This is a genomic window from Lachnospira hominis (ex Hitch et al. 2025), assembly GCF_040096395.1.
GTDB classification, from domain to species: domain Bacteria; phylum Bacillota; class Clostridia; order Lachnospirales; family Lachnospiraceae; genus Lachnospira; species Lachnospira hominis.
In genome coordinates, this window is record NZ_JBBMES010000007.1 from 104,264 (window position 1) to 130,850 (window position 26,587).

At 36.0% G+C, this 26,587-nt stretch carries 23 protein-coding genes; 2 read left to right on the top strand and 21 right to left on the bottom strand.

The window, feature by feature from the left end; genetic code table 11:
- Window positions 1-4 precede the first annotated feature (4 nt).
- From WMO38_RS08275 to WMO38_RS08310, 9 genes are all read right to left on the bottom strand, one after another.
- Window positions 5-1,114 (bottom strand): AI-2E family transporter, encoded by a 1,110-nt coding sequence (locus WMO38_RS08275; RefSeq protein ID WP_349162196.1) that lies wholly within the window; start codon window positions 1,112-1,114, stop codon window positions 5-7.
- A gap of 96 nt (window positions 1,115-1,210) precedes the next feature.
- Complete coding sequence (locus WMO38_RS08280) at window positions 1,211-1,840, bottom strand: RluA family pseudouridine synthase (RefSeq protein ID WP_349162197.1); 630 nt, start codon at window positions 1,838-1,840, stop codon at window positions 1,211-1,213.
- 25 nt (window positions 1,841-1,865) lie between these two features.
- Window positions 1,866-3,077 carry an HD domain-containing phosphohydrolase gene (locus WMO38_RS08285; protein ID WP_349162198.1) on the bottom strand — a complete coding sequence of 404 codons (1,212 nt, stop codon included), beginning with the start codon at window positions 3,075-3,077 and terminating at the stop codon, window positions 1,866-1,868.
- An 81-nt stretch (window positions 3,078-3,158) separates the two neighbouring features.
- On the bottom strand, window positions 3,159-4,118 hold the full coding sequence (locus WMO38_RS08290; protein WP_349162200.1) for a 3-hydroxyacyl-CoA dehydrogenase: 960 nt from the start codon (window positions 4,116-4,118) through the stop codon (window positions 3,159-3,161).
- Between the two features lie 38 nt (window positions 4,119-4,156).
- Entirely contained in the window at window positions 4,157-5,056 is a 900-nt protein-coding gene (locus tag WMO38_RS08295) for a sensor histidine kinase (RefSeq protein WP_349162201.1), read from the bottom strand.
- A gap of 3 nt (window positions 5,057-5,059) precedes the next feature.
- Complete coding sequence (locus WMO38_RS08300; protein WP_349162240.1) at window positions 5,060-5,989, bottom strand: ABC transporter permease; 930 nt, start codon at window positions 5,987-5,989, stop codon at window positions 5,060-5,062.
- 1 nt (window position 5,990) lies between these two features.
- Window positions 5,991-6,908: an ABC transporter ATP-binding protein gene (locus WMO38_RS08305; protein WP_349162202.1), complete on the bottom strand. Its 918-nt coding sequence runs from the start codon at window positions 6,906-6,908 to the stop codon at window positions 5,991-5,993.
- Window positions 6,909-7,066: 158 nt separating this feature from the next.
- On the bottom strand, window positions 7,067-7,258 hold the full coding sequence (locus WMO38_RS15290; protein WP_435391006.1) for a winged helix-turn-helix domain-containing protein: 192 nt from the start codon (window positions 7,256-7,258) through the stop codon (window positions 7,067-7,069).
- Window positions 7,259-7,819 (bottom strand): response regulator transcription factor, encoded by a 561-nt coding sequence (locus WMO38_RS08310; RefSeq protein ID WP_435391007.1) that lies wholly within the window; start codon window positions 7,817-7,819, stop codon window positions 7,259-7,261.
- A gap of 230 nt (window positions 7,820-8,049) precedes the next feature.
- Between WMO38_RS08310 and WMO38_RS08315 the strand changes: the two genes are divergently transcribed.
- Window positions 8,050-8,895, top strand: coding sequence for a hypothetical protein (locus WMO38_RS08315; protein WP_349162203.1), 846 nt, complete (start codon window positions 8,050-8,052; stop codon window positions 8,893-8,895).
- 102 nt (window positions 8,896-8,997) lie between these two features.
- On the opposite strand, the gene WMO38_RS08320 is transcribed toward WMO38_RS08315, so the two are convergent.
- From WMO38_RS08320 to WMO38_RS08350, 7 genes are all read right to left on the bottom strand, one after another.
- Window positions 8,998-10,668 (bottom strand): leucine-rich repeat domain-containing protein, encoded by a 1,671-nt coding sequence (locus WMO38_RS08320; protein WP_349162205.1) that lies wholly within the window; start codon window positions 10,666-10,668, stop codon window positions 8,998-9,000.
- Between the two features lie 96 nt (window positions 10,669-10,764).
- A complete protein-coding gene (locus tag WMO38_RS08325) occupies window positions 10,765-12,843 on the bottom strand; it encodes a hypothetical protein (RefSeq protein ID WP_349162206.1) in 2,079 nt (692 codons plus the stop codon).
- A gap of 9 nt (window positions 12,844-12,852) precedes the next feature.
- Window positions 12,853-14,022 carry a YncE family protein gene (locus WMO38_RS08330; protein ID WP_349162207.1) on the bottom strand — a complete coding sequence of 390 codons (1,170 nt, stop codon included), beginning with the start codon at window positions 14,020-14,022 and terminating at the stop codon, window positions 12,853-12,855.
- A 68-nt stretch (window positions 14,023-14,090) separates the two neighbouring features.
- On the bottom strand, window positions 14,091-14,492 hold the full coding sequence (locus tag WMO38_RS08335; RefSeq protein WP_349162208.1) for a hypothetical protein: 402 nt from the start codon (window positions 14,490-14,492) through the stop codon (window positions 14,091-14,093).
- Between the two features lie 199 nt (window positions 14,493-14,691).
- Window positions 14,692-15,396: a LytR/AlgR family response regulator transcription factor gene (locus WMO38_RS08340; protein WP_349162209.1), complete on the bottom strand. Its 705-nt coding sequence runs from the start codon at window positions 15,394-15,396 to the stop codon at window positions 14,692-14,694.
- A gap of 192 nt (window positions 15,397-15,588) precedes the next feature.
- Complete coding sequence (locus WMO38_RS08345) at window positions 15,589-17,256, bottom strand: ABC transporter ATP-binding protein (RefSeq protein WP_349162210.1); 1,668 nt, start codon at window positions 17,254-17,256, stop codon at window positions 15,589-15,591.
- The gene (locus WMO38_RS08350) at window positions 17,249-19,051 is read right to left on the bottom strand and encodes an ABC transporter ATP-binding protein (protein WP_349162211.1); all 1,803 of its coding nucleotides are present in this window, start codon (window positions 19,049-19,051) and stop codon (window positions 17,249-17,251) included. The genes WMO38_RS08345 and WMO38_RS08350 overlap by 8 nt, the downstream gene beginning before the upstream one ends.
- A gap of 126 nt (window positions 19,052-19,177) precedes the next feature.
- On the opposite strand from WMO38_RS08350, the gene WMO38_RS08355 reads away from it, so the two are divergent.
- Window positions 19,178-20,014: a helix-turn-helix domain-containing protein gene (locus WMO38_RS08355; protein WP_349162213.1), complete on the top strand. Its 837-nt coding sequence runs from the start codon at window positions 19,178-19,180 to the stop codon at window positions 20,012-20,014.
- Between the two features lie 170 nt (window positions 20,015-20,184).
- On the opposite strand, the gene WMO38_RS08360 is transcribed toward WMO38_RS08355, so the two are convergent.
- The 5 genes from WMO38_RS08360 to WMO38_RS08380 form a co-directional block, all read right to left on the bottom strand.
- Window positions 20,185-21,093, bottom strand: a complete 909-nt coding sequence (locus WMO38_RS08360) for an alpha/beta hydrolase (protein WP_349162215.1) — start codon at window positions 21,091-21,093, stop codon at window positions 20,185-20,187.
- Between the two features lie 14 nt (window positions 21,094-21,107).
- Window positions 21,108-21,797, bottom strand: a complete 690-nt coding sequence (locus WMO38_RS08365) for a response regulator transcription factor (protein ID WP_186837139.1) — start codon at window positions 21,795-21,797, stop codon at window positions 21,108-21,110.
- A 1-nt stretch (window position 21,798) separates the two neighbouring features.
- On the bottom strand, window positions 21,799-23,331 hold the full coding sequence (locus WMO38_RS08370) for a sensor histidine kinase (protein WP_021866496.1): 1,533 nt from the start codon (window positions 23,329-23,331) through the stop codon (window positions 21,799-21,801).
- A gap of 75 nt (window positions 23,332-23,406) precedes the next feature.
- A complete protein-coding gene (gene murA / locus WMO38_RS08375) occupies window positions 23,407-24,699 on the bottom strand; it encodes a UDP-N-acetylglucosamine 1-carboxyvinyltransferase (RefSeq protein WP_186837137.1) in 1,293 nt (430 codons plus the stop codon).
- 255 nt (window positions 24,700-24,954) lie between these two features.
- Entirely contained in the window at window positions 24,955-26,484 is a 1,530-nt protein-coding gene (locus WMO38_RS08380; RefSeq protein ID WP_349162216.1) for a peptidoglycan DD-metalloendopeptidase family protein, read from the bottom strand.
- Window positions 26,485-26,587 lie beyond the last annotated feature (103 nt).

Below are 26,587 nucleotides of genomic sequence, written 5' to 3' on the forward strand. Positions count from 1 at the left end.
TATTTCAAGTATTTTTTAGTGTACCACGTTCAATCTCTATTTTCAAGTGAAGTATCAGTGCTTTCATTATACAATATGAAACAGGGCCTAATATAAATCCCATTATGCCATATATCATAATCCCCAGAAATATTACCATAAGCATAACAAACGGCGGAATCCCCGTTTTGTCTCCCAGGCACTTGCTCTCCATTATCTCACGCACAAAATATGTCACAACATACGCACTTACAAGAACTGCTGCCGATGTCACATTTTTATTAACAAGTTCAAATAATGCCCACGGAAGAAGAACTGTTCCGGTTCCGAAAACGGGAAGCATATCCACAATACCTATAAGTATGCCAAGCACAACTGCATACGAATTTTTTATTATAAGCAAAGCAATTATACATAGTATTGAATTAATAACCAGAATTAATGCCTCTATTTTAAAATATACCTGTATAAGCCTGTATAACGAATCAGATACAGCTTTTATTTCCATGCGAAAAACATTTTCCTTTTTCCAATCCCTCACGTTGTCAATCACAACCGCAAGATACACAACTGATATAAAGCAGATAATTACCGAACCTGTAACTGTAATTGTTTTTATTACAGCAGGAACCGAAATTGTCACAACTTTAGTCATAATCTGTGAAACACCGCCATTATCAACAGTTTTTTCAAATTTTTCCATACAGCGGCATATAAAATCAAGGCATTGTCCGTCCGAAAGTCCAAGCCATCCATCCATATTAAAACAGATTCTTGCGGCGGTCTGCCTGAATGTCACCATATTATACTCATAATTTTTTATAAATGACTTTATCTCAGCCAGTCCAAAATACGCTGACAGTCCGATTCCCACACACAAAACTGCCGAAAACAAAATAACTATAACAGCCGACGCAATCATTTTTCTGCCCTTGAACACCCTTGCGAGTCTGTTTACAGGCTTTTCAATCATTACTGCCACAGCATATGCAATCACAAATGGTGCAACAAAAGGAAAAACATATTTAAAGCCAGCAATTACAGATACCGTAATAATTACGATTCCACTTATATACTGCAACTTCTGCCTGTTTGTCCAATATGCTTTTTCATAATGCTTCCCGGTTTCCTGCATCTGCCCTGCCCCTTCTATAATAAGTTCACAACGTTTTACATTCTTTATATATGTAATTATTGTCAACAGGCGGGGTAATTATTCAGTATTTCAGTTTCAAAACTGCCATGACGGCTCTATCGAATATTCATGTCCGTCAACGCTTAAAAATGCTGCACAGAGTGCTATTTCATTGTTAAATCTCTCATCTCCGTATTTTGTATCGCCAAGAAGCGGATGATTTCTATGTGCAAACTGCACGCGTATCTGATGATGTCTTCCGGTTATCAGTGTTACTTTTACAAGCGTGTAAACCTTATCATCTTTTTCTATCTCTTTTAATGTTTCGTATAGAAGTTTTGCGTATTTCGCACCGGCTGTCCCTTCCTTTACAACCTTTGAAACATTATTCTTTCCGTCTTTTAAAAGGTAATCCACAAACTCACCGTTTTTATCAGGCAGTTTTCCGCAGCACACCGCATAATACTGTTTACAAAAGCCTTCTTCTTGCATAAGGCTGCTCAATCTTGATGCCTCTTTTTTATTTTTTGCAAACAGCACAAGTCCGCTCACCGGTCTGTCAAGCCTGTTTATAACTGCAGCATATGCTTCTTCGCCTTTTTCACGCCTGTAATTTAACACTTCGCTTGTAAGGTCAAGTTCAAATGATCTGCCGCTCTGCACAAGCTGTCCTGCCGGTTTATTTACTACAATCATATTTTTATCTTCATATATTATATCAAGCATATTCCCTCCATATTTTTTATATTTATCATACAGAAAAACATTCATCTGTCTTTAATACAATATTTTTGTCAAGCCATCCTTTTTGTGCCATATCTTCAAGAATCCCAATTGCTTTTTCATGTGTCATTCCTTTTTTATACGGCCGGCTTTCTGTCAACGCCTGATAAATATCAACACATGCCATTATCCGTTCACATTCATTCAATTCGTCTGCACTCTTTCCAAACGGATATCCCGTTCCATCTAATCTTTCATGGTGAAAAGCTGCCCAGTCACGGATTTCGTCAAAATCATCAATATCTGACAAAATACGATATGTATATAATGCGTGATGCTTCATTGTATCAAATTCTTCATCAGTAAGCCTGTCCGGTTTTTCAAGTATGTCATTGCCTATTGCAACTTTTCCGATATCATGCAGTGCTCCGGCAAGATACATTTTCTGTACTGTTTCATCATCAAATCCCATATATCCCGAAAGTTTCCTGGCACATTCAGCCACGCCAATTGAATGTGTACTTGTAAATGGTGATTTGTAGTCTACTATTCTCGCAAAAAATCCGGCAATATTTTTTATCTGCTCAAAAGTTAATTCTATTTTTTCGCGTGGTACTTTTTCCCACAGACTCTTCTCTATCTGCGAATCTTCCATATTCATAACGGACACTCCTGTAAATGCATCCATAAATGCATCTGCACACTCATCATCAATAACCGTTCCACGTATTTTTGAAAGAAACTCACTTATTTTCTTCCATGTCTCAAAGTCAACCGCCTTACGCAGACATACCATATCAAGCAGGTCACACATATGTATAATTCGTGCAAAAAGCGGAATCTCGTTCCATTTTTTACCAAACGGCCCACTTCCATCGGCATTTTCATGGTGATATAAAATAACATTTTTTACATCTGTATAAAATGGAATGTCTTTTATGTTTTGTTCACCCATTACACAATGTGCCCCTGCATGCGGCAGTTCTTTTATACTATCTACATGTGAAATGTCATTATGAAATTCTTCCTGTATATATTGAGTAAGGGCATTGTCATGCAAAAGTGCACACACAGCCAGGTCCTGCAGTTTTCTGCCTGTAATTCCCATCTGCATTGCCGTGCATACGCTCATATATGCCACACGCTTTGCATGTTTATTCGTCACATGAACTAATTCTGCCTCAACACAGTCCAATGCATATGAGCATGCACCGATAAGCCCCAGAACATCTAATTTCATCTAATCTCTCCTGTATAAATAATTCAGGAGGCCAATCATCTGTTGACAAGCCTCCTTTTGATTATCTATAGAATAATATATTTATTTATATTTGTAAAATCCTTCACCTGTTGACATTCCAAGCTTGCCTTCATCTATGTATTTTTTAAGAATTTCTTCCATCTTCTTAAAATTATATGGCATCATCATCTTCTTTAATAATGGTGAAAATATTCCCGGAACACTGTGATACTGATGAACAATATTATATGCAGTGTTAAGTCCTACTGTATCAAATATCTGGAATGGTCCTTTAGGTGCTCCTGTTCCTCTTGTCCACGCTATATCAATGCTCTCAGGGTCAGATATGCCTGACGCATACAAATCAAGTCCGCTTAAAAGAAATGGAACAAGCATTGAATTAAGCAGATATCCACTCTTTTCCTTCCTTACCGGAAGTCCAATCATTCTTATATCATTAGCAAACTGCATAACCTCATCAAAATACTTCATGTCTGTCTGAGGCTGTGTCATTACTTCTGCCGTGTTATTCTTCCATATTGAATTAGCAAAATGAAGCGATAAATACTTATCAGGTCTTCCTGTATACTTTACAAACATTGACGGGAGAAGTGTTGATGAATTAGTCACAACGACCGTCTTTTCAGGAAGAAGCGGGGCAAGCTTCTCATAAAACGCAATCTTATCTTTTTCGTTTTCTGCCATTGACTCAATTACAAGGTCAGCATCTTTAACCGCTTTTGCCATATCAAGTTCAAGTTTTATGCCCTCATAAGCAGCTTCGACTTTTTTAAGACACTCTACCTTATCAAATGAATCTTCATCAGCAAGACCTGCACACCACGCATTTTTATCGCCTGCCATCTTCTCAATTGCTTCTGTATATGTCTTTTTAAGATTATCAATCTTTGGCTGTGTACGACCAATAGAACCCTCACTTCTTAACCATATAGTTACGTTAAAACCACAATATGCTGCCTGAAATGCAATCTGGCTTCCCAGCACCCCACCACCGGCAACTACTACATTAGAATATTTCATAAAAACACCTTCCTTATCTCTCTTTCAACCTATTCATATTATACCACAAGCAGAACTTTTATCTCAATAAGGAAATCATTCCCCTGTATTCTTGCACTTATATCTCCATTCATACGCTCCACAAGCTCTTTTGCAATAGATAAACCCAGTCCGGTTGAGGCTCTGCCTCTTGCCACATCTGCTTTATAAAAACGTTCAAACACATGGCTTAAGTCAATATTTTCAGGATGTTCCGTATAATTGCTGATTTTAAGCAAGGCGTGATTATCCTCACGGATAAGCTTGATACTTATATTCTTTTCCCCATGATCAAGACCATTTTTTATGACATTCTGTATAACTCTCCTTAAGCCCTGCTTATTACCTGATATGTACAGCATTTCCTCAGTAATACTAATATCCGGGCAGATACCCTGCTTCTTCCATTCATCATAATAAGAAAATACAGCTTCTTTTAATATTCTGTTCATACAACAATCCGTAAGCTCCAGCTTATAAGAATCATTTTTCAGCTTAGTGAATGTAAAAAGCTCCTCCAGCATTTCATTGAGGCTGTTAAGCCTTTCTCTGATTATATCAAGATATCTCCTCTGGTCATCTATATTGTCACATTCCTCTATAAGCTGGAAATACCCATCCAGCGATGTAAGCGGTGTCCTTATATCGTGTGAAAGATTAGTATATGTATCTGCAATCAGCTCTTCTTTTTTTCTGTACTCATTTCTTTCTTTTTTACGCAGGTCAAGAAGCTTATTCAATTTATCTGAAAGCTCACCTATTCCCCCCATATCTATTTCACGTTGAATCAGCTTGTTACTATCATGTTCCATAAGAAACGACAACTGGCGGCAGATGTCCTTAATCTGCCGCTGGTATTTCCACATAATAAATGCCTGTATAATAATTATTACTGCTAATATTCCAATAATAATCCTCATCCTCTAAATATCCCTTTTCTGAAAAACATAACTACTTAATGACAGAATTATAATAATAAATATAACTGCCACACACATTGAACTAACAACATCATCCCTGCCTGCATTCATAGGAAGCATTGCCATCCTTCCAGTTACTGTATACTTATAGATGCTGAAGTTATGAAGTCCCTTTCTGTTAACTACATAATCTATAAAGCCATACACAATGCTCATTATATTCATGGTAAGACATACCGACAAGGTCATGCTTATGACATTGTTCTTAATTATAACTGCTATTGCCATACATATTAACACAAATGCATAATGAAGCGTAAGTTCCGTTAAGAAATAAGGTATAATCTCCTTCCAGTTACCCCACACCACACATTTAAACGCAAGCATATTCGCTGCTGCCTGGAATACAAATATCCCTGCAAAGGTAATTGCTGTAAATAAGGCAAGCACAACTGCCCTTGAAACAATAAGCATCCCCCTTTGTGACACCTGTCCACCAATATTCTTAATATAACCGCTCTTAATATCTGCTGTTGCAAACATAACCGCAAATATTACAAGAAAAAGTGCATAAAATTTTCCCTGTGCATTAGAAAAGAAAACATCCATTACCGTAACCTTCTTCCCTGGCTCCGTAGGTAATTCCACGCTCATACCAAGATTGACATTATCTGTATTCTGCTGCGAAAGCTGTTCCTTGTTGCTGTCATCTGCCTGTTGTTCCTCTATGTTTTGTGCATTTACCACATCAACTGTCTGACCATCAGTATCTGCCTGTCTTTCCACTGCCTGCTGTTGCTCCCACTCTTTATTAACTGCATCATAATCTATTTTTGAAAGAAATGAGGTAAGCAGTGCTGATGCCATCAATATAATCCATATTACATACATACTCTTTGTACGAAACATTCTGTATACATCCATCTTTATCATATTAAGCACGATTGTCACCCCCTGTAAGCCTTAAGAAATAATTCTCAAGTTCTTCACTTGTAATAGATATTCCCTTAACTGGAATTCCCGCCTTTGCAAGCTCCATGTTCAGATTGGCACTTTCTCCCAGTCTTTCAAATATATGAATATGTTCTTTATCTATAACCTGATAGCTGCTAAAGCCCATATCATCAAGCACAGGAATAGCCTGCTTAGGATTATCAAGCGTAAGCTCTATACGCTCACTGCATTTTTTCATAAGCTCTTCTCTTGTAAGCTCCTGCACAAGGCATCCATTATGAATAATGCCATAATCTGTAGCAATCTTTGATAATTCCTCCAGGATATGACTTGAAATACATATTGTCATACCTCGCTCCTTAGCAAGCTTCTGGATGGTTTCACGCACCTCCACTATTCCCTGCGGATCAAGTCCGTTAATCGGCTCATCAAGAATAAGCAGGTCAGGCTCGCCTACAAGTGCAAGAGCAATTCCTAAGCGCTGCTTCATTCCAAGCGAATAATGCTTTGTTTTCTTTTCTCCAACAGCATCAAGACCTACTGTTTTTAACAGCTCTTCTATATATCCTTTTTTCTTAATTCCTGTAAGCTTACATTTAATGTTCAGATTGTCAAATGCTGACATATTGCCATAAAGTCCGGGAGCTTCTATAAGACACCCTACTCTTGAACGTACCTTTTGTAAGTCCTTTCCCTTATACCCAAACATTTCTATTTCGCCATAAGACGGTGCTGACAGTCCGCTAATCATCTTAAGACAGGTCGTTTTACCGGCTCCGTTTCTTCCAATAAAGCCATATATCGCACCCTTTTTAATGTGCATATTTACATCATCAACCGCCCTGTGTCTGCCATACTGCTTAGTCAGATTCCTTGTCTGCAATAATAATTCACTCAAAGCCTTCTTCTCCTTTTCCTAAATGCTCTTATCCGGGTGTTTGCGAAACTCTTACAACCACATAAATTCTGGTTAATACATTCCGCAATCACCTATCTGCTCTTATCATAAAAAATAAATCCTAATCAATCGCAAATAAATAGTAAAAAAAGAGTAAATTATTCATGCAGGCGATATCCAATCCCCCATATTGTTTCTATATATTCATCAGATGTAACGGTTTTTATTTTCTTCCTGATATTGCTTATATGCACATCCAGTGTCTTTGTTTCACCCATATATGGCTCATCCCACGCATATTCAAATATATCCTCCTTGCTAAACACCTGCTTCGGGTTTTTAAGCAGCAATTACAGTATTGCAAATTCCTGTTTTGTAATCTTAGGAAGCACCCTGCCACCGATACTTACCTCAAAGGTAGAGCGTGTAAGCACCATATCCCTGAACTCAAGCCTTCCGCTGCCTTGTCCTTCCTGTATACCAGCCTTTGTTTTTACTTCCGTTTCTGCTTCTGTTTCTGCATCTGCTTCACTTTTTGTTTCTGCCTCTATATGACGAAGCTGTACCTGAATACGTGCCAGTACCTCTCTTATCTCAAAGGGCTTTGTTATATAATCATCTGCTCCGTCTGTCAGCACTCCGATTTTATCATCTATACTATCCTTTGCAGTCAGCACAATCACCGGAAGCCTTCCCTGCTTTCTTATCTCTTTTAAAACCTCTTCACCACTTGCACCAGGCAGCATTAAGTCAAGCAGTACAAGCGTATAAGCCTTTTCTTTTATATCCAGAAGCAGCTTTGCCTCCGTTCCTGAAAATGCCTGTTCACACATATAACCTGCCTTCCTAAGTACCTCGCAAAGAAGGTTATTAATATTTATATCATCCTCTACAATTAGTATATTAGGCATAATTTTTACTCCTGTATTTCCAATATTTTATGTCATCAACATATTAATGTTATTATGAGTATATCATGCAATTATAAAATTTACAAACTTATTTTTTTATTTGTTTTAACAATTTACATGCAAATGCTATTTTTATTTTACTTTTTAGTAATAAATTTTAACTTGACGTAACAGCTTATATTTATTATACTCTAAGTATAGTATGAATCATACAGAAATGGAGGAGTTTCATGGATAACTATACACCAGATCCTTTTAATGATAATTCAGGCAACAACCAGAATAATAATCAGAATAACGGTAATAATGCTTCCGGCAACGGAACTTACGGCAGCTATAATGATACATATGATGCCAATTACAGACCATCAGATGACTATTCAAACAATAGTTCAACATCCGATAATTCTGACGGCAATAATTCTTCTGACAACAATTATTACAATAACAATTCCGGCAGCAATAATTCCAATAATTCCAATAACAACAATTATGGCAACGGATATAATAATTATTATAACAACAATGGCAATTCCGGTTACAATAATGGCTATAACAGCTATGGTAATAACAACGGCTACAATAATGGCTATAATAACGGCTACAGCAACAGCAATGGTTACAATAACGGCTATAATAACGGCTACGGCAACAACAATGGCTATAATAACGGCAACAGCTACAACAATGGTTACAATAATGGTTATGGAAACAATGGCTATAATAACTACAATAATCAGTACGGAAACCAATATAACAACGGATATAATCAATATAATAACGGATATAACCGTCCGCCATATCCATCAAGCCAGAATGCACCATCTTTTGGCACATGGCTTACTCTGAGTATATTGTGTGCCGTATTTTTAAATAAAATATGTGGTGTAATCGGAATAATATTTATTATCATGGGTAACAACGCTTTCAAAATCGGAAACTTCGATGATTATGAAAAACAGCTCAAAAGATGTAAGATTGCTCTTCTGGTAGGTCTTATCCTCGGAATCTTAACAATCGTATTTTATGTTTTTGCTTTCATTAATACATCAGGTGGCATGTCTATGTATTATTAATCATTGATATTAAATATATTAATTCATTGAAAACAAAGGCACAGCTTACAGAAAAACTTCTGTCGGCTGTGCCTTAACTTTTAGTTATAAACTTTTAGGGTTTCAATACATTTTCTCTTTGCAAACAACTGTTGCACCGACAAGTGAACCGGCACTTATAAACATAACAGCAAGCCAGAATATAAGATTGCTGTTGTCACCTGTTTCCGGAACTGTCTGTACAGGAGCAGGAGTATTATTCGAGATGTCAGCAGGAATTTTCTCAATTTTCTCAATTACAGTATTCTCATTGCGTTTGTAACCGCAAACCGAACACTCCTCATGTTTAAGTCCTGTTGCTGTTTCAGTTGCTTCTTTGTCAACTTTCCATTCAAAAGTATGCTCTGCCAAATCTTTTACACTTCCGCTCTTATCAGTACATGAAGCATCACTACATTCATGCCAGTGATTTGTTTCGTCATTGTTCCACTCACCGTATGTATGTGTATGAGCAGGAGCTTCATCAACTGTTACCCTCAAATTAAAATCAACTGACTGACCGCTGCCGCAGTCATAAGTATAAGTAACAAATTTTGCATTTTCATTAACGGTTAATACATTACCGCTTACCGTTCCGCCTTTCCAGTTGCTTGCTTTGCTCACATCAAAGCTTCCCGGCAAATCAGAAAGATTGATTCTACGGTCAGAATCGGCTGTAATATTATAAATATTATACTTACCGCTAAAACCATTTATTAAAGTATTATTACTTAAATCTAACGATGTAAGCTTATTATCGTTACAACGAAGCACCTCAAGGTTTGTATTATTGCTCAAATCCAATGCTGTCAACTTATTGGAAAAACACTCAAGGCTTTTTAATGCCGTATTTTTACTTAAATCCAATGAAGTTAATTCATTATCACCACACAAAAGATTAGTAAGAGCTGTATTTTTACTTAAATCTAATTCTGTCAATTTGTTTTCATAACAAGAAAGATTTTTTAATGCCGTATTTTTACTTAAATCTATAGATGTAATCTCATTGTGCCAAAACTCAAGATACGTAAGCTCTGTGTTATTGCTTACATCAAGTTTTGTAAGTTTGTTGCCTTCATTGCTTCCGCAGCTAAGATAAGTAAGTGCTGTGTTTTTACTTACATCTAATTCAGACAACTGATTACTTCCGCAGTCAATCCTTGTAAGAGCTGTATTGTTATTTACATTCAACTCTGTCAGTTGATTATACGAACAGCTAAGTTCTGTAAGGGCTGTGTTTTTGCTTACATTCAATTCCTTTAATTGATTGTTTGCACAAGCAAGATAAGTAAGAGCTGTATCTTTACTTATATCCAATTCTTTCAGTTGGTTATTTGTTACGGTAAGTTGACCAAGAGCTGTATTGTTACCCAAATCCAATTCCGTAAGCTCGTTATTTGGGCAGTAAAGCTCTGTCAATGCTGTATTTTTACTAACATCAAGCTTTGAAATTTTATTATGACCGCATTGAAGCCTTGTCAATGAAGTAAAATACTCAATTCCTTTCAGGTCAGTTACATCTCCGCCTTTCGATGAGTCCCCGTTTATTGAAATACTCCTAATATTTGATATTTCTGTGTCACTTAAAACGCCATCGTTATTTTTATCATATTCCGCAACTTTCTCCCTGAACAAGGCGTCCGGAAAATTTGTTTCGTTAATCGCAACGCCGTTTTCTGTGGCAGAAGCCGTTGCTGGCAACAAGCTTAATGTCATACACAGAACAAGAAAAATCCCCATACATCGTCTTTTCATTTTGTTTTGCTCCTTTGTTTATTAACATTTTATTAATTTTTTCTTAATTAATTATACTCGCCGATTTGTATATTGGCAAGAATAATTCATGACATGTTACTTTCCGCCTGTCATCTTTCGCATAACAACATTTGTTATGGCATATGTGGCAATATATATTTGAAGAATCACAACAAATCTTTTTACAAGACGAATTATAATCCATTGCCCTATTGTAAAAGACGGATTACACCCCTCCATAAAAGTAAGACTCATAAGTGGAGCTTCAAGGTACGGCATACCATACATTGTATACATAGTATACATATCCATGCCGTATATAAAGCAAAACAGAATTATTGTAAGCATAACACCCGTTAAAGCTCTGTGTATCTGTATCCAGCATCTTCCGTGCCTTGCGGCATTTATTATATAATTCATTCCCGTTCTGTATTCAAGCACAATATTTTCAGCCACTATAAGAATTATTGCGGCAGCAAGTGCCAAAAACAGTACAGCCTCCCTTATAATCGAATATTTTCCAAAAATCTCCTCATAGCCCCTGTCCGAAATCATGTAGCCGTCTACTCCGTATTTTTCGTTAATTTCCTGCAAATACTCCTGTTTTTTCATAAATTCGGATACCCTGCCAAGTTTAACCGCATATAACGAAACCGTTGATGAGCTCTCTGTAACCTCCTCAAGCGTTGCTTCTCCTGCATTGTAACGGACCATACAATCTTGTGCATCTTTAACCGCACACTGATAATCATTTAATCTTTCATTAACCATATCGGTTATATAATGATATTCTTTTCCGCCATTGGTAATATAGATATTATCAAGTTCTTTTGTGCTGTCAGAAAATGTCATTTGTCCGTATCTCACAAAATAAACCGCCAAAATCGCCAGCACGCCTATAACAATCAATCCTCTGCCTGTTATAAGCAGTTTATGGAATTCCTTTGCCGTAATCGAAAATCCCGACAATAAATGCTGATACATTTCCCATATTTTATCCGCAATTCTTGCAATCACTGATTTTTTCTGTTCCGGTCTCATATATACTGTTCCAAGAATTCCTCCCGTACATGCGGCAATAAAAAGCACCGTCGTAACTGTCAGCATTATATTTGATTCGGAAACCACAAATGTTCCTTTGCCGCGATTGGCATATGTGCTTATTATATCATTAACCTTTAACAGTCTTATAAGATTAATCTGCTTAAAAATGCCATATACGCTCTGTGACTGTATTTTTTGATACAAAAGCATTTCCACACCCATAAATACAGCAATTACCGTAACCGCTATATTGCGGTGCCTTATAAAAACAAATGCCATCCATACAATCGCTGTCAGCGTAAGCACTGCACAAAAACTATATAAAAAATCATATATTATATATTGAAGCTGACTCATCGGCAATGAAAATCTCGAAAAGCTTTCAATATTCTGAATCGGTGCATTAATTGACGCCGTTTTGTATAATATAAACGACGTCAAAAATGTTGTAAAAAACAAAACTCCCGTAATTATAAATGCAGAAGCTGTAATAATCATTGTCCTGTTAAACGCAAGTTTTGCCCTGCCGCTTTTTGATGTATGAACAATGCACCACATTCCGTTTTCCCGTTCGCCGAAAAGTTCATACAGGACAAACACATTAAGTACCAATGCCAGATAATAGATATAATAATATGTAACAAAACCGCTTACTGCTTTATTATCGGTAAGATAAAGCTGTACGCCCTCTACCCGTTTGAAATCCTTTGCCGTCTTTTGAATATTGTTATATGTAAATGAATTTTTATCTGCAAATATAGAAAAACTCTTCAGGGTATCTGCGTTATTTTGTATATTTTTTATATCCTCGGGATATTTTATTATATATTCTAATTGTTCTTTTATTTTGTTTAACTGCCTTGAATATACAGTCTGATCTTCCGATTCCAATTCGTCATATTTACGTTTTATTACGGAATCACTTTGTATATCGGCAATTTCCAGAGCTTCCTCGGGCTGCATATCCGACAGTTCTCCGATTATCCATTGACGGTAATGTGTCTCCTGCCTTATATCGGACATACTTTTACCCTCGGAACTGCTGTATACAAACAAACCGATATTTAACAGCACCGTCACTGTAAATACCATTATAAATTTTATGCCAAAAACCCTCTTAAACTCTTCCATAATAAGTTCCTACTCCGCATTTTCCCAAACACACGCACCGTTTCCGAGACTGCTCTTATCTATATAAACAAGCTTATCACTCTTTGTCCCGAATAAATATTTTTCATCGCCGAAATATAAATTCTCTATTTCATTTCCAAGCTTAATTGTATCTATCTGTTTTCCCGTCGTATCAACAACCTGAATTTCACGTTCAACGGTCTTAGATAAATCCGTCGTACTTCCCATTCCGCCGTTACTCATATAAATATATCTGCCATCATATGACATTACCGCAGATACCATATTTTCGGACGCCTTGTATATGAGTTTATTATTCTGTCCGTCAAGCGACTGAGAATACAATCCTTTTCCAACAACAAAATAATATAACATTCCGTTGTCAGCATCGACACAGAAATCACATATATTCATATCCGAAACTTTTTTATTCTCACCGTCGGTATAATCATAATAATAAAGCTGAAAATTCATATTGGCTTTTAATGTCTGCTTATTTATGGAATACTGAAAAATTTTGTAAAAAAGTTTATCTCCGTAACTTCTCGCTCCCATCACAGCACTGTTTTCACCCTCATATTCGACTATATCCTGTGAACTTCCATCTGAAATATTTATTTTTTTAATTATCTCTTTACCGCTTTCAGAGCTTCCTATATGACCTATATGGTCGTACGCATATACATATCCGTTATGAAACACCATAGAAATTGACGTTATCCTGTCATTTGCAAACAAATTGGCAACATCTTTTCTGTCGCTTCCGTCAGCCTTAATACTTACAAGTTTAGCCATTCCACCTTCCACACGTACAACATATATATTATTTTTGTAATAATAAATCGGAGAACTCAGATATTCATCGGTATCCAGCCACGCATTACACGTTTTTGAATTATGACTGCACTCTGCTTTCGCACATACCGGAACAGACCTTTTTGATGACCCGTCAAAATATTTCACTAAAAGGTTCTTTCCGTCATAATGCAGGTAATAATATCCGTTTTCCGCCTTTGAAATGCTGTGAATATCAGGATTCCAATAATTCTGCTCATCACCCGACAATTCACCTACATTCATATTTATGCCTGACTTCTTCCTGTTAATTGTAAAAATCACCGCAGCACATACCACTGCTGCCAATACTGCTGCCACTATGTATTTTATTTTTTTGCTCATAAAGACCCCTCCGCTTTTTCGGATTACATCCACAACCATATAAGATTGTGCATGTATCCATATTTTAATTATTCATGTAAAGTAAGCGTTGTTGAACAACCACCGTCTTCAGAATCAACTCTATATTCTGCATATGACTCCAATGTTAAAAATGCAGTATCTCTACCAGCAGATATACTGCATCCCCACTGGTCACCTGCTGAAAAAGTATATGTATTCTTATAATAATCTCCAATACAGTCTTTTACATATCCATATAAATAAAGCTCACATTCCGAATCTGAATCCAAAGAAGCTGTTGCCTTAAAATTTTCCATATGCAACTGGTAATAAAACTTCGTATTTCCTGCATATGATGACCTTCTCTCTGTTTCATTATACTCGGCAAAAACACTCATTGTATTTGCACAAAGTAAAACAACCGATGTAAAAACAACACCCAATTTTCTAATTAAATCTTTTTTTACCATAAATTATCCCCTTTCAATTAATTTTTCTAATGTACCTTAAGTATTTATCGAGAGACAGTTTAAATACTTTTATAAAAGTTATCATGCACATGATTTTATTTTCTCTCTAAAAACAGCTTAACATTACATTTAATTATGTCAACACAATATACATATTTCGGCAAAATTTACGCATTAATCAGAATAACCGGGCAAATTTTCAAACACAATCTCTTTCCAAAAACATTTGATAAATACACTTTATTTCTTTATATCTATCCTTTGGAATTGGTAATTGTATATTATCATAAATACTTAATGTGGCATTATATCTTGATATATTCAATATATATATACAATTAACCAAATAACTCTTGTGAATCCTTATAAACCCATACATGTTAATTCTTCTTTCAAATTCATCCAACTTGCCATTTAATTGTATAACATCATTTTTATTTGACAAATGCACTTTTATTTTATGCAAATCGCTTTCAACATAAACAATATTTTTAATTTTTACTTTATTATCATTTAACAAAATATAGTTTTCTTTTTTTCGCCTAATTTTAATAATATCAACAATACTTTTTTTAACTTGAGCTACAATATTATCATCTAATATTATATATTTAAATGCCCCAACATCATACCCTTTGACCGCTAAATTAATATTATTAGAAATAAGAACTATAAAGCCTTTGTAGTCATATTCATGCAATTCATTTGCTTTTTTCATAATAGCCTGTTCATCTTCACTTGCATTTATATATATAACATTATATTTTTGCAACAAATTAACATCTAATCTAATAAAATCTTCAGATGTAATAATGTCTATTTTTATATTATCGATTTTTTCATTTTCTAATAAATTTTTAATTTTAAATGCTATTTTTTTATCTCCTGTTATGGCTATATTCATATATACCCCCTCCTAAAATACCCTTTTGTTTTCCGATAAACACACTATATTTGTATTAAACATATCACCTGTAGTCAAAACATTCAAGTTTTTTGTAGCATCTTGTAATAAACAGTAAGTTTTTTCATAAACATCGGTATTTTTTTGTATACACTCCACCTTTTTAGCCACATTACATGTCAGTAAGCTCTTTTACACCTCAAATCTGCAATCTGCCGTCTCTATCGTAGACGGGCGATGTGCTATCATAAGGATAAGCTTGTCCTTTTTCACCGACATAACAGTTTTGTTTATATATTTTTCCGTCTCATTGTCAAGTGCCGATGTCGCCTCATCAAATATGATTACAGGTGCATCTTTGAGAATTGCTCTGGCTATTGCTATTCGTTGCTTCTGACCTCCCGAAAGTGTATTTCCTCGTTCGCCCGCGGGTGTTTCGTATCCGTTTTCAAGCCCCGATATGAAATCGTGTGCTCCAGCCTGTTTTGCCGCATTGTAAATTTCTTCATCTGAAGCATTTAATTTTCCCATTCTTATATTTTCCTTAATCGAACAGTTAAATAAATACGGTTCCTGCGGTATATATGCGATTTTATCACGCACATTTACAAGTCCGAGCTCCGTTATGTCAGTTCCGTCAATAAATATGCGTCCTTTCTTTGGCTGATAAAATCCGAGCAGAAGTTTTGTAAGCGTACTCTTTCCGCGGCCGGATTCTCCCACCAGTGCATAACTTTTTCCGCTGTCAAAAAACGCACTGTAAGCTTCAAATATATTTGTATTTTTACCCGCGTAACCGAATGTTATATTTTTAAATTCTACCGTATGGTGAGCTTCGCTGTTTTTTTGACAAATATTATTTTTTGTATTTTCTTTATTTTCGACGTAAAAATTCTCGTTCGGAGTATCAATAAACTCGAGAACACGCTGTGCATTTACAAGCCAGCTTGACAGACTAGGTATATACACGCCCATGAGCAGAAAATTATACTGAAACGCTCCGTATATTGAATACAGGCTTATAAGATTTCCCAGTTTTCCTCCTGTTTTGGTTGTATATAATATTCCGAGTGCAAGAAAAACCAATGCCCCTATAAGGTCAAATGCTGCTCTCAGTGCCGAAATCAAAGCCTCTGTCCGTCCCTGGATTTTCATGTTTTTGCCGCAATTTTCATTGGCATTATTATAAGAATCGCTTATAACTTTTTTAAGTGGAAACATTCTTATTGTTTCCATTCCCTGAAGCATATTTGTTACGGATTTGCTTATTTCTTTATTTGCATCTGAAATTTTGCGGCTGTATTTTTCAAGCACAGGTATCATCACAAAATTTAATGTAAGCGAAATTATACATAAAACAAGCAGACCCACCGTAACAGGAGGGCAAAGAACAAACATAGGTATTATGCAGACAATAACCATAATAACAGGCATCATGACACGCCTTATTCTTGAACCGAACACTCCAGATGCCATGTTTGTATCATATGTAAGTTTCGACATAAATTCTCCCGTATGATGATTGTCATAGAATTCCATAGGAAGCGACAGGGCCTTTCCGTATACAGTATTACGCATATTCGCACCTGTCCGCTTTGCTTCGTCGTTATACAAAACAGCCAGCAATGTCTGTATAATAATTTTAAATATTATTGTAAGAATTATATATTTTACCAGCGGAGTGTCACGCAAATTTCCTTTTGACACGGCAGTGTCCATAATTATGCCTATAATTCTTGAAACAAGAACCACCGAAATTCCATCTGCTACTCCCATTCCTATTATTTCTGCAAAATAAAGAACTGCACGAACTCCCTGAAATCTTTTTATCAGCTCTTTTAATATTTTAAAATTATTCATAGGACACCTCATCTTTCGTATCGTACAGCCTTTTATATATTCCGTTTCCGGCTATCAATTCATCATGCGTACCGCTTTCGGCTATAACACCGTTATCCACAACATATATGCAGTCTGCATTTTCTATTGTATTAAGTCTGTGTGCTATCGTAATTATTGTATGATTTTCTTTAATTTCTTCTATTGCCTGTTTTATTTTTTCTTCATTTTCAATATCCACGGACGCTGTCGGCTCATCGAATAATATAAGCCTGGCATCTTTAAGCAAAGCCCTTGCAATCGCTATTCTCTGCTTCTGTCCGCCCGAAAGCATATTTCCGCGTTCCCCTGCATCGGTATTGTAGCCCTGAGGCATTTTCATAATATCATCGTGAATTCTTGCTTTTTTGCAACATTCGATAATGCGTTCCATACTTACCGATTCGTCTCCGCAGGCAACATTCCACGCAATCGTCTCTGGAAACAGATAAGTATCCTGCGAAACAAGTGCTATATCTTTTCTTATTAAATCAATATTTTCTTCTCCGATTCTCTTTCCGAAAATCTCCACTGTACCGCCGTTTACTTCATACAAACCGCAAATCAGCTTAAAAATCGTGCTCTTTCCGCCGCCCGATGAACCGACAAACGCAACATTTTTTCCCGCTTCTATATTAACATTGAAATTTTTTAAAACATTATTTCCCTTAACATACGAAAATGTAACGTCTTTAAATACTACTGCCGCATTATTGTTCTTCCCGATTTTGTCAGCGTTTACAATATTACTGTTCTTCCCGGTGTTATCGGATTTTTTAGAAAAATCTCCTGTGTTGTCCTCGGAATTTTCCATATTTGTTTCAACAGGATAATTCATCAGCTCTTTGAGCCTGTTTTTTGAAACCAAATCAATTTTTGCGTCAATAATCATATAGGGAAGATTGCCAAGAGGCTGCAAAAGCCTGTCCATAAAAAGTATGAAATATGTCATCCCGCCCACAGTCAAATTTCCCGACAAAACTCTGTGTAACGCAAATATACTCAAAATAATATAAGGTGCCGTAGATACAAGGCTTCCCGTAGCCCAGCCTATTGACGAAATTGCATTTCTTCTATATTCAAATTTTAATATTGTTTTTAACGTATTTTTTATCTTATTTTTAAAATAATTTTCAAGGTTAAAACTTTTTACAACACTGATACCGTTTATGGCATCATATGCGAGTTCATTTACTTCATCGTTATATTCAGTATGTTTTCTCGTAAGCTTTGACACCATATTTCCCGTAAAACTTGTGATAACCGCCATTACGGGTATAATAACAAGAAGCAGAAGTGCCGTCACTCGGTCAACTTTTATAAGTGTAATAAAAATCGTCACGCTTGTTATTATTGTTTTTACTATATCAGGAAGAAGCTCAGAATAATATTCCGAAATTTTAGCCACATCATCAATAAAATTATTAAGCACTCTCGCCGACAAATGCGAGTCGAAATATTTAAACTGAAGCTCCGGCAGCTTCTTTCCCGCCTCTCTTCTGAAATCAGTCTGCATATTTACCGCAAATACTTTTGTCGCATATGTCTGAATATATGTAAAAATAAATCCCGCCGCAACAAGAACGGCAACATATATCCAGAATTGTTTATTGATATACTCCGAAATTGTATTATTAAACAATGCGTCTATCGCCTGCGATATTTTTGTATTTCCCAAAACCAATACTTTTGTTGCAATATACGCACTTAATATTTCAATAAAAAACAGCGGAATATTTTTTATAAAAATTTTTTTAAAAATATTTTTATTCTTCATCTTATGTTATTCTCCTTGCATTGTTCTTTAATAACATTTTATAATATAATTATATAAAAAACATTCATTATATTATTAATCCGATTAAATTATTACAATTTTCTATTATTTTACAAGGAGATTTTTATGGCAATTCCTCTTAAAAAAGGCTACAAATTCAGAGTTGAGCATGTAACAAAACCCGCTTCCAATTACATGCCTTCTTTTGACATATATGAAAAATATTACGGAATAGGTTATCTGGTAAAAGGCGATCGACAGGTCTCGACTCCCGAGCGTACTTTTTTCGTCCATGACGGATACCTCTCACCTGTCAGCATGGGCGTATATCATAAATCATCACCTTTATCGGACAGGAATTACGAGGTTTATGCGGTGCGTTTTGTCAGCTCGGTAACAACAAGAATAAAAGAAATAATAGGCGAGAACGAATTTAACGATTTAATGCTGCACACTGCTTTATCTGTTCCCGACGAAATAAAGCCAAAGATTATCGATATTTATGAACAGATGCTTATTGAATATGATAATTACGACAGCGTTGCGGAATTCGCCCTGCAAAATCTGCTCGAACAGCTCATACTTATAATGTACCGATACGGTACCGTAGCAGAAACGTCCGAAATCCACATTTCGACGGCAGACACCGAAATAATGGATATTCTTTCTTATATAGACACGAATTTTATGAATAATCCTTCAGTCTCCGAGCTTGCAAAAAAGGCAGGATTATCCGAATCTCATTTTATGAAGCGTTTCCGCGACGCAACAGGCTGTTCATACAAAACTTACGTCAACAGATACAAAAACAAAATCGCACAGACAATGCTCACCGAATCGCCAAAAAGTATCCAGGAAATATCCAACGAGCTTGGCTTTTGCAATTCCAATTATTTCTGCACTCTTTTTAAAAAAATAAACGGTATGAGTCCCCTGCAATACAGGAAAAAGGCGGTTAAGTAAAGAACAAATATTAACAAAATATTCAAAAGAAGAGCTCACAAAAGCTGAGGCTGCTCTGGCTGCCAAGCCATAACCATAAGAAGCATCCCCTGTGTTATATGCAGTGCTTCATGCACATAACAACAGAGCGGGATATAATTGATAAACCATATCCCGCTCTGTTTATTGTCTTAAATTATATTCAGGCTTTTAGCCCAATTTACAAAAAGCTGTTTCCATTCTCCGGTCTGTCCGTTATCATCTCCACAACCGAAACCATGTCCGCCTTCTCTGAAAATGTGCAACTCAGCAGGCACTCCTGCTTTTCTGGCAGCCATGTAAAATCCAATACTGTTTTCTGCCAGTGTTGTCCTGTCATCATCTGTTTCAAATACAAATACCGGTGGCATTTCCGGTGATGCCAGCTCCTCCGGATTGTATTTTTTCAACATATTTTCCTCATATGAACGCACATTTGCAATTATCACTTCTTTTGGAAAATACCTCTGTCCGGCTTCTATACATTTATCATAACTTATCACTGGATAACCGCATATGCAAAAATCAGGTCTTGCCGATAATTCGTCAATATCGTCTTTTTTGTCATATACATTTTTATCAAATGCTGTAGATAAAAGTGCCGCAAAGTATCCTCCTGCTGAAAATCCCATAACACCAATCTTATTTGCATCTATGTTAAATTCATCAGCTCGTGCACGTATTATTCTCATACTTCTCTGTGCATCAATCAAAGAAACATTATATGAGTCATTATGCTCATCTGCCGGAAGTCTGCACTTTAATACAAATGCTGCTATTCCAAGACTGTTGAGCCATTTTGCAACTTCTTCACCTTCAAAATTGTATACAAGCCTTCTAAATGCACCGCCCGGAATTATAAGTACAGCCGGAATTTTTTTATCTTTAGATGAAGATGGAATATATGGAACCATCTCAGGATTAAGGACATGTTGTACAACCTTCTTTATCCTGCCATCTTCCATTTTCTCCTCATAAAATATCTCCTCAAGTTTAATACCTTCAGAGCCGGGAGCCTCACAATTAAAAAGTCTTATTGCATTATCTTTTTCAAGTCTCATTATTAAGCACTTCCTTATACTTTAAATCTGTATCCAACACCCCAGATTGTCTCAATATACTGAGGTTTAGATGTATCATACTCTATTTTTTCACGGATTTTCTTGATATGAACAGTTACAGTTGCAATATCTCCAATTGAATCCATATCCCATATTTCCTTAAAAAGTTCATCCTTTGTAAATACATGATTCGGATGCTCTGCGAGGAATGTAAGCAGATCAAACTCTTTTGTTGTAAATACTTTTTCTTCGCCATTAACAAATACACGCCTTGCTGTCTTGTCAATTTTGAGACCTCTTATTTCTATAATGTCATTAGCTTCTTTTGCACTGCTTACAAGTCTTTCATATCTTGCAAGATGTGCTTTTACTCTTGCAACAAGCTCACTTGGGCTGAATGGCTTAGTCATATAATCATCAGCTCCAACGCCGAGACCTCTTATCTTATCAATATCTTCTTTCTTCGCTGATACCATGATAATAGGTGTATTTTTCTTTTCTCTTACCTGTTTGCAGATTTCATATCCATCAACACCCGGAAGCATAACATCAAGTATCATAATATCAAACTCTTCCTCAAGTGCTGTTGCCAGACCACTTGTTCCATCTGATTTAATTACAACTTCAAATCCACTAAGTTCAAGGTAATCCTTTTCAATTTCTGCAATTGCATCTTCATCTTCAACAATTAATACTCTGCTCATACTATTTTTTCTCCTTTTTTCTGTTATCTTCTATGCAAATGTAGTTGCGTTTATCCATATCTTTCAAAAGATTAATATGCATTGTAGTACCTTCTCCTTCAACGCTTTCTGCCCATATCTTTCCCTTATGATCCTCTATAATCTTCTTTACAATAGCAAGTCCGATTCCACTTCCGCCTTGTTTGCTGTTTCTGGATGAATCAGTACGGTAAAATCTGTCAAAAATATGTGGAATCTCATCCATGCCAATTCCTTTGCCGTTATCTGCGATAATTATATGAACATAATCTCCTTCATCATAAATATCTATGCTTATTTTACCTTTTCTTCCCGGCTGCATATATTTTACAGAATTACTGACAATGTTATTAACAACTCTTTTAAGCTGTTCTGCATCAGCCACAACAGTACAATCTGAAGTTGCATGAAATCTGTATTCCAAATCTATGTCCTGGGTTTCCAAATCCATTCCTATCTCTTCGCAACAGTCATCAAAATAATTTTTCAAATTAATTTTTGCAAATGAATACGGAACCCTGTTAGTGTCAAGCTTTGAATAAATTGTAAGTTCATCTATAAGCTTATCCATATCATTAACTTTATTTGCAACTGTCATAAGATATTTATGCTGTTTTTCAGGTGTATCTGCAATTCCGTCAAGAATTCCTTCAACATATCCTTTTATTGCTGTAAGCGGCGTCTTTAAATCATGTGATATATTTCTTATAAGTTCTTTTTCTTCTTTATCAGAATTAAGCTTGTCTTCTGCCGTTTTTTTCAGAATAACTCTCATTTCTTCAAAGTCACGGCACACATCTCCAATTTCATCATTGGAGCTTTTAGGCATTTCAAAATCAAAATTACCATATTTTATATTTTGCGTTGCAAGCTTTAATCTGTCAAGTGGTTTTATAATTGAGCGATAAATCCATACATTAAGCAGAAGACTTGTCAATATAAGTATAAATACACCTGATATAAGAACCTGTATGAAAAACTTCTTTATCTGAGGTATAGCCTGCTTTAAAGGTGTTATAATCGAAACACTGTACTGATTTCCATATGAATCACAAAAATCTATCTGTTTTACAAGACATTGGTAATCGCCACCTTTATAAATACCCTCATCTGATATATTTTCTCCCGCTTCATAATCAGGAAGAACTACATCAAGCTTTTCTATATCAAGATTATCAGATACATATGTATAAAGACCGTTACGTCTGACAACAATACTCGAAAGTTTGCACTGTAATTCCTCATCAAGCTGTTTCACAAAATCCACCGAATTATACTGCCATGGTGACGTCTCAGCAACTTCTTTCATTTCATTGTAGATATTTTCTGTCATCCTTCCCATAAGAACAACCGGAGAATAAAAGTTATCAAGCAGTTCACCGCTGTCAACCTCATATAACTGGTGTATTGTTGTTGCCTGATATTTAAAAAATGCATATGCAAATATCGAACACATTATTACAGGCAATATAACCATTATGCAAAATGATATTTTTAACTTATTTCTTAACTTCATATAAATTCCTTTAACTAACGCATTGCACAAGTGCATCATCCATGTCTTATCCATGAATGATGCACTTTAATGTTTTTATCCTATTTTAAGGCGTGCTTTTAAAGCCTCACGCTCTGAGTCAACACGTTCTATCATGGCACCAAGACCTCTGAGTTTACCTTCAAAATCTTCATAACCACGCTGTATATATTCAATGTCTTCTATTTCAGATATACCGTCTGCCGAAAGAGCAGCAATAACCAACGCCGCACCGGCTCTTAAATCAGGGGCAGACATCTGTGCACCTGTTATTTTATCAACGCCTTCTATATATGCTGTATTGCCCTCTACCTTAATATGGCATCCCATACGATTTAACTCATCTACATATTTGAATCTGTTTTCAAATATGCTCTCTGTTACCATACTTGTTCCATGTGCAAGTGCAAGAACAACTGCCATCTGTGGCTGCATATCTGTAGGAAATCCCGGATATGGTAATGTCTTAACATTAGTGCTTTTAAGATTGCCTTTACTTATAACTCTTACCCAGTCATCACCTTCTATAACTTCACAGCCAACTTCAATAAGTTTAGCAGATAATGATTCAAGATGTTTAGGTATTACATCTCTTACAACAACATCACCGCATGTTGCAGCTGATGCAAACATAAATGTTCCAGCCTCAATCTGGTCAGGAATTATTGAATACGTTGTTCCATGAAGTTTACTTACACCTTTAATTCTGATAACATCTGTACCGGCACCTTTTATATTGGCACCCATAGCATTAAGGAAATTGGCAACATCTACTATATGTGGCTCTTTTGCCGCATTTTCAAGAATTGTATCACCCTCTGCAAGACAGGCTGCAAGCATAAGATTAATTGTCGCACCAACTGTCACGACATCAAAATAAACATGACCACCAACAAGATGCTCTGCCTTTGTACTAATCTTGCCATGCTCAATCTCAACTTCTGCACCAAGTGCCTTAAAACCTTTAATATGCTGGTCAATCGGTCTGCTTCCAATATTACATCCACCCGGCAATGCAACCTGTGAACGTTTATATTTTCCAAGCAATGCACCTAAAAGATAGTATGATGCACGAATCTTTTTTATATACTCATAATCGACATTAATGTCACATATACTTCCACCGTTAATCTGAACGGTGTTGTTATATACATATTTAACCTTAGCTCCAATTCCCTCAATAGCCTGAAGCAATACTCTCGTATCCCTTACATTTGGCACATTTTCAATTGTAACTGTCTCATCTGTCATAATTGCTGCTGCAAGAATTCCTAACGCAGCATTCTTTGCACCACCGATGGACACCTCCCCGTTAAGTGGGACGCCTCCCTTAATTACATATTGTTCCATCTATGCACCTCTAACAATCAGATTAATCTCAAAACTACTCATTACTTATTATTATAAGTATTTCTTCTATATTTGTAAATATTCACATTTAAAAAGCTTATATTTATTTATTTTCAACTGCAATATTATAACACAAAGATACCCTTTGTAAAGATTATTTTTTGATAACCTCTAAAAACCGTACCATTATTCTATAACAAACACCCCACAGCATGTCAATTCATACTGCGGGGGTAAATATCACAATATATAATCCTAATTTTTATTTACATAGTATAAAGGATTAACAGGTGTTCCACCTATCCATATTTCAAAATGAAGATGTTGACCAGTGCTATAGCCTGTATTTCCTGAGTAAGCAATCAAATCGCTCTGATTTACATACTGACCATTAGAAACCGTAACAGAATTAAGATGTGCATATCTTGTCATAGAACCATCTGAATGTCTTATATCAACACAATATCCATATGTTGAATACCAGCCTGCTCTGATAACAGTTCCTGCTGCCGCAGCTCTTACAGGAGTACCAACTGATACATACCAGTCAACGCCTGAATGAAGTGTTCCCCATCTGTAACCAAATTCTGATGAAACTGAACCACCTGAAATCGGTCTTAAATATGTTGGAGGTGTAAGTGTACCAACTGATACAACCTGCGGTTGTGATTCAACCATAACCTCTTCATTAACATAAGAAACATCCGTCTTTACTCCGTTAACAAATGTAACATCAGCTGTAACCTTATGATGACCGGTTGTTCCTTCAGATATAACTGTATTTGTTCCTCTGTAAGCTGTGTCATCATCTACATACTGAACAGGAGCATTGTAATCTTCTTCATAAGTCATTCTCTGTGTTACAACAACTGAAATCTCTGACTTAGGAACTGTTACAACAAGTTCATCTCCCGGTATTATAAGTGACTCTTCTGTAAGTCCCTCATTAAGTGCAAGCAAATCATTAAGTGCAATATCACACTTGCCTGCTATAAGTGAAAGACAGTCTCCTTCTTCGACCACATACATGGTCTTCTCCTCTTTTTCCTTTGTTATCTCGTCATATGCCTGCTGTACACTCACAATATTAGCTCCTGCTGCAAGTGTCTCATTAACTACGACATTCTGCTCAAAACTTATTCCTGTTATTCCATCCTTAGCTGTATCACTGTCAGTAGCAACTGATGCCATCTGTCCGTTGAGAGCAGCTGCTACTATATCTGTATCTGTATTCTTTAACTCTGACTGGACAACATCTACAGAATATGCACCATAGCTTCCGTCTCCTGAAGAAAGCTTAACCTGAAACTCTTTCTTTGTATCATACTTATCTGTAACTTTCTCCATGAGTTCAACAACATCATCTTTTGATGCAAGTGTAACTGTAAAATCATTGATTCTTACAGTATATGCAGTTGCATTCTCCTTATCTGTAACACAGTTGAACAGACTGCTGTAAATAGCTGTCTCAAGCTCGTCCTGTGACATTCTTGATGCAACAAGCTTATGCTCTTCTACAATATCAATATTGTTATCCATATATACAACAGAATCATATTCCTTACTGAACTTGAGTCTGGCTGCTGCCATTGCCTGCTCAGCTTCCTGTCTTGAGTTGGCACTGCCAATCTCCTCACCGTTAAATACAATGCTGTAATATCCAACTTTGTTATTAAACTTATTCTCTGCAAATGGTATAGCAAATATGCATGCAAAACATGCTGCTGACATTCCGGCTATAAGAGTCATCTTAAGTCTTCTGCCATACCTGGTTAAGTGTGTCATATATTCCTCCAAATAATGTTATTTTATAATTCCATATTTGTAATTTTTCTGTAACATTTTTGTAACAAATACATCTTAACACTAACATGTCCCTTTGTAAAGT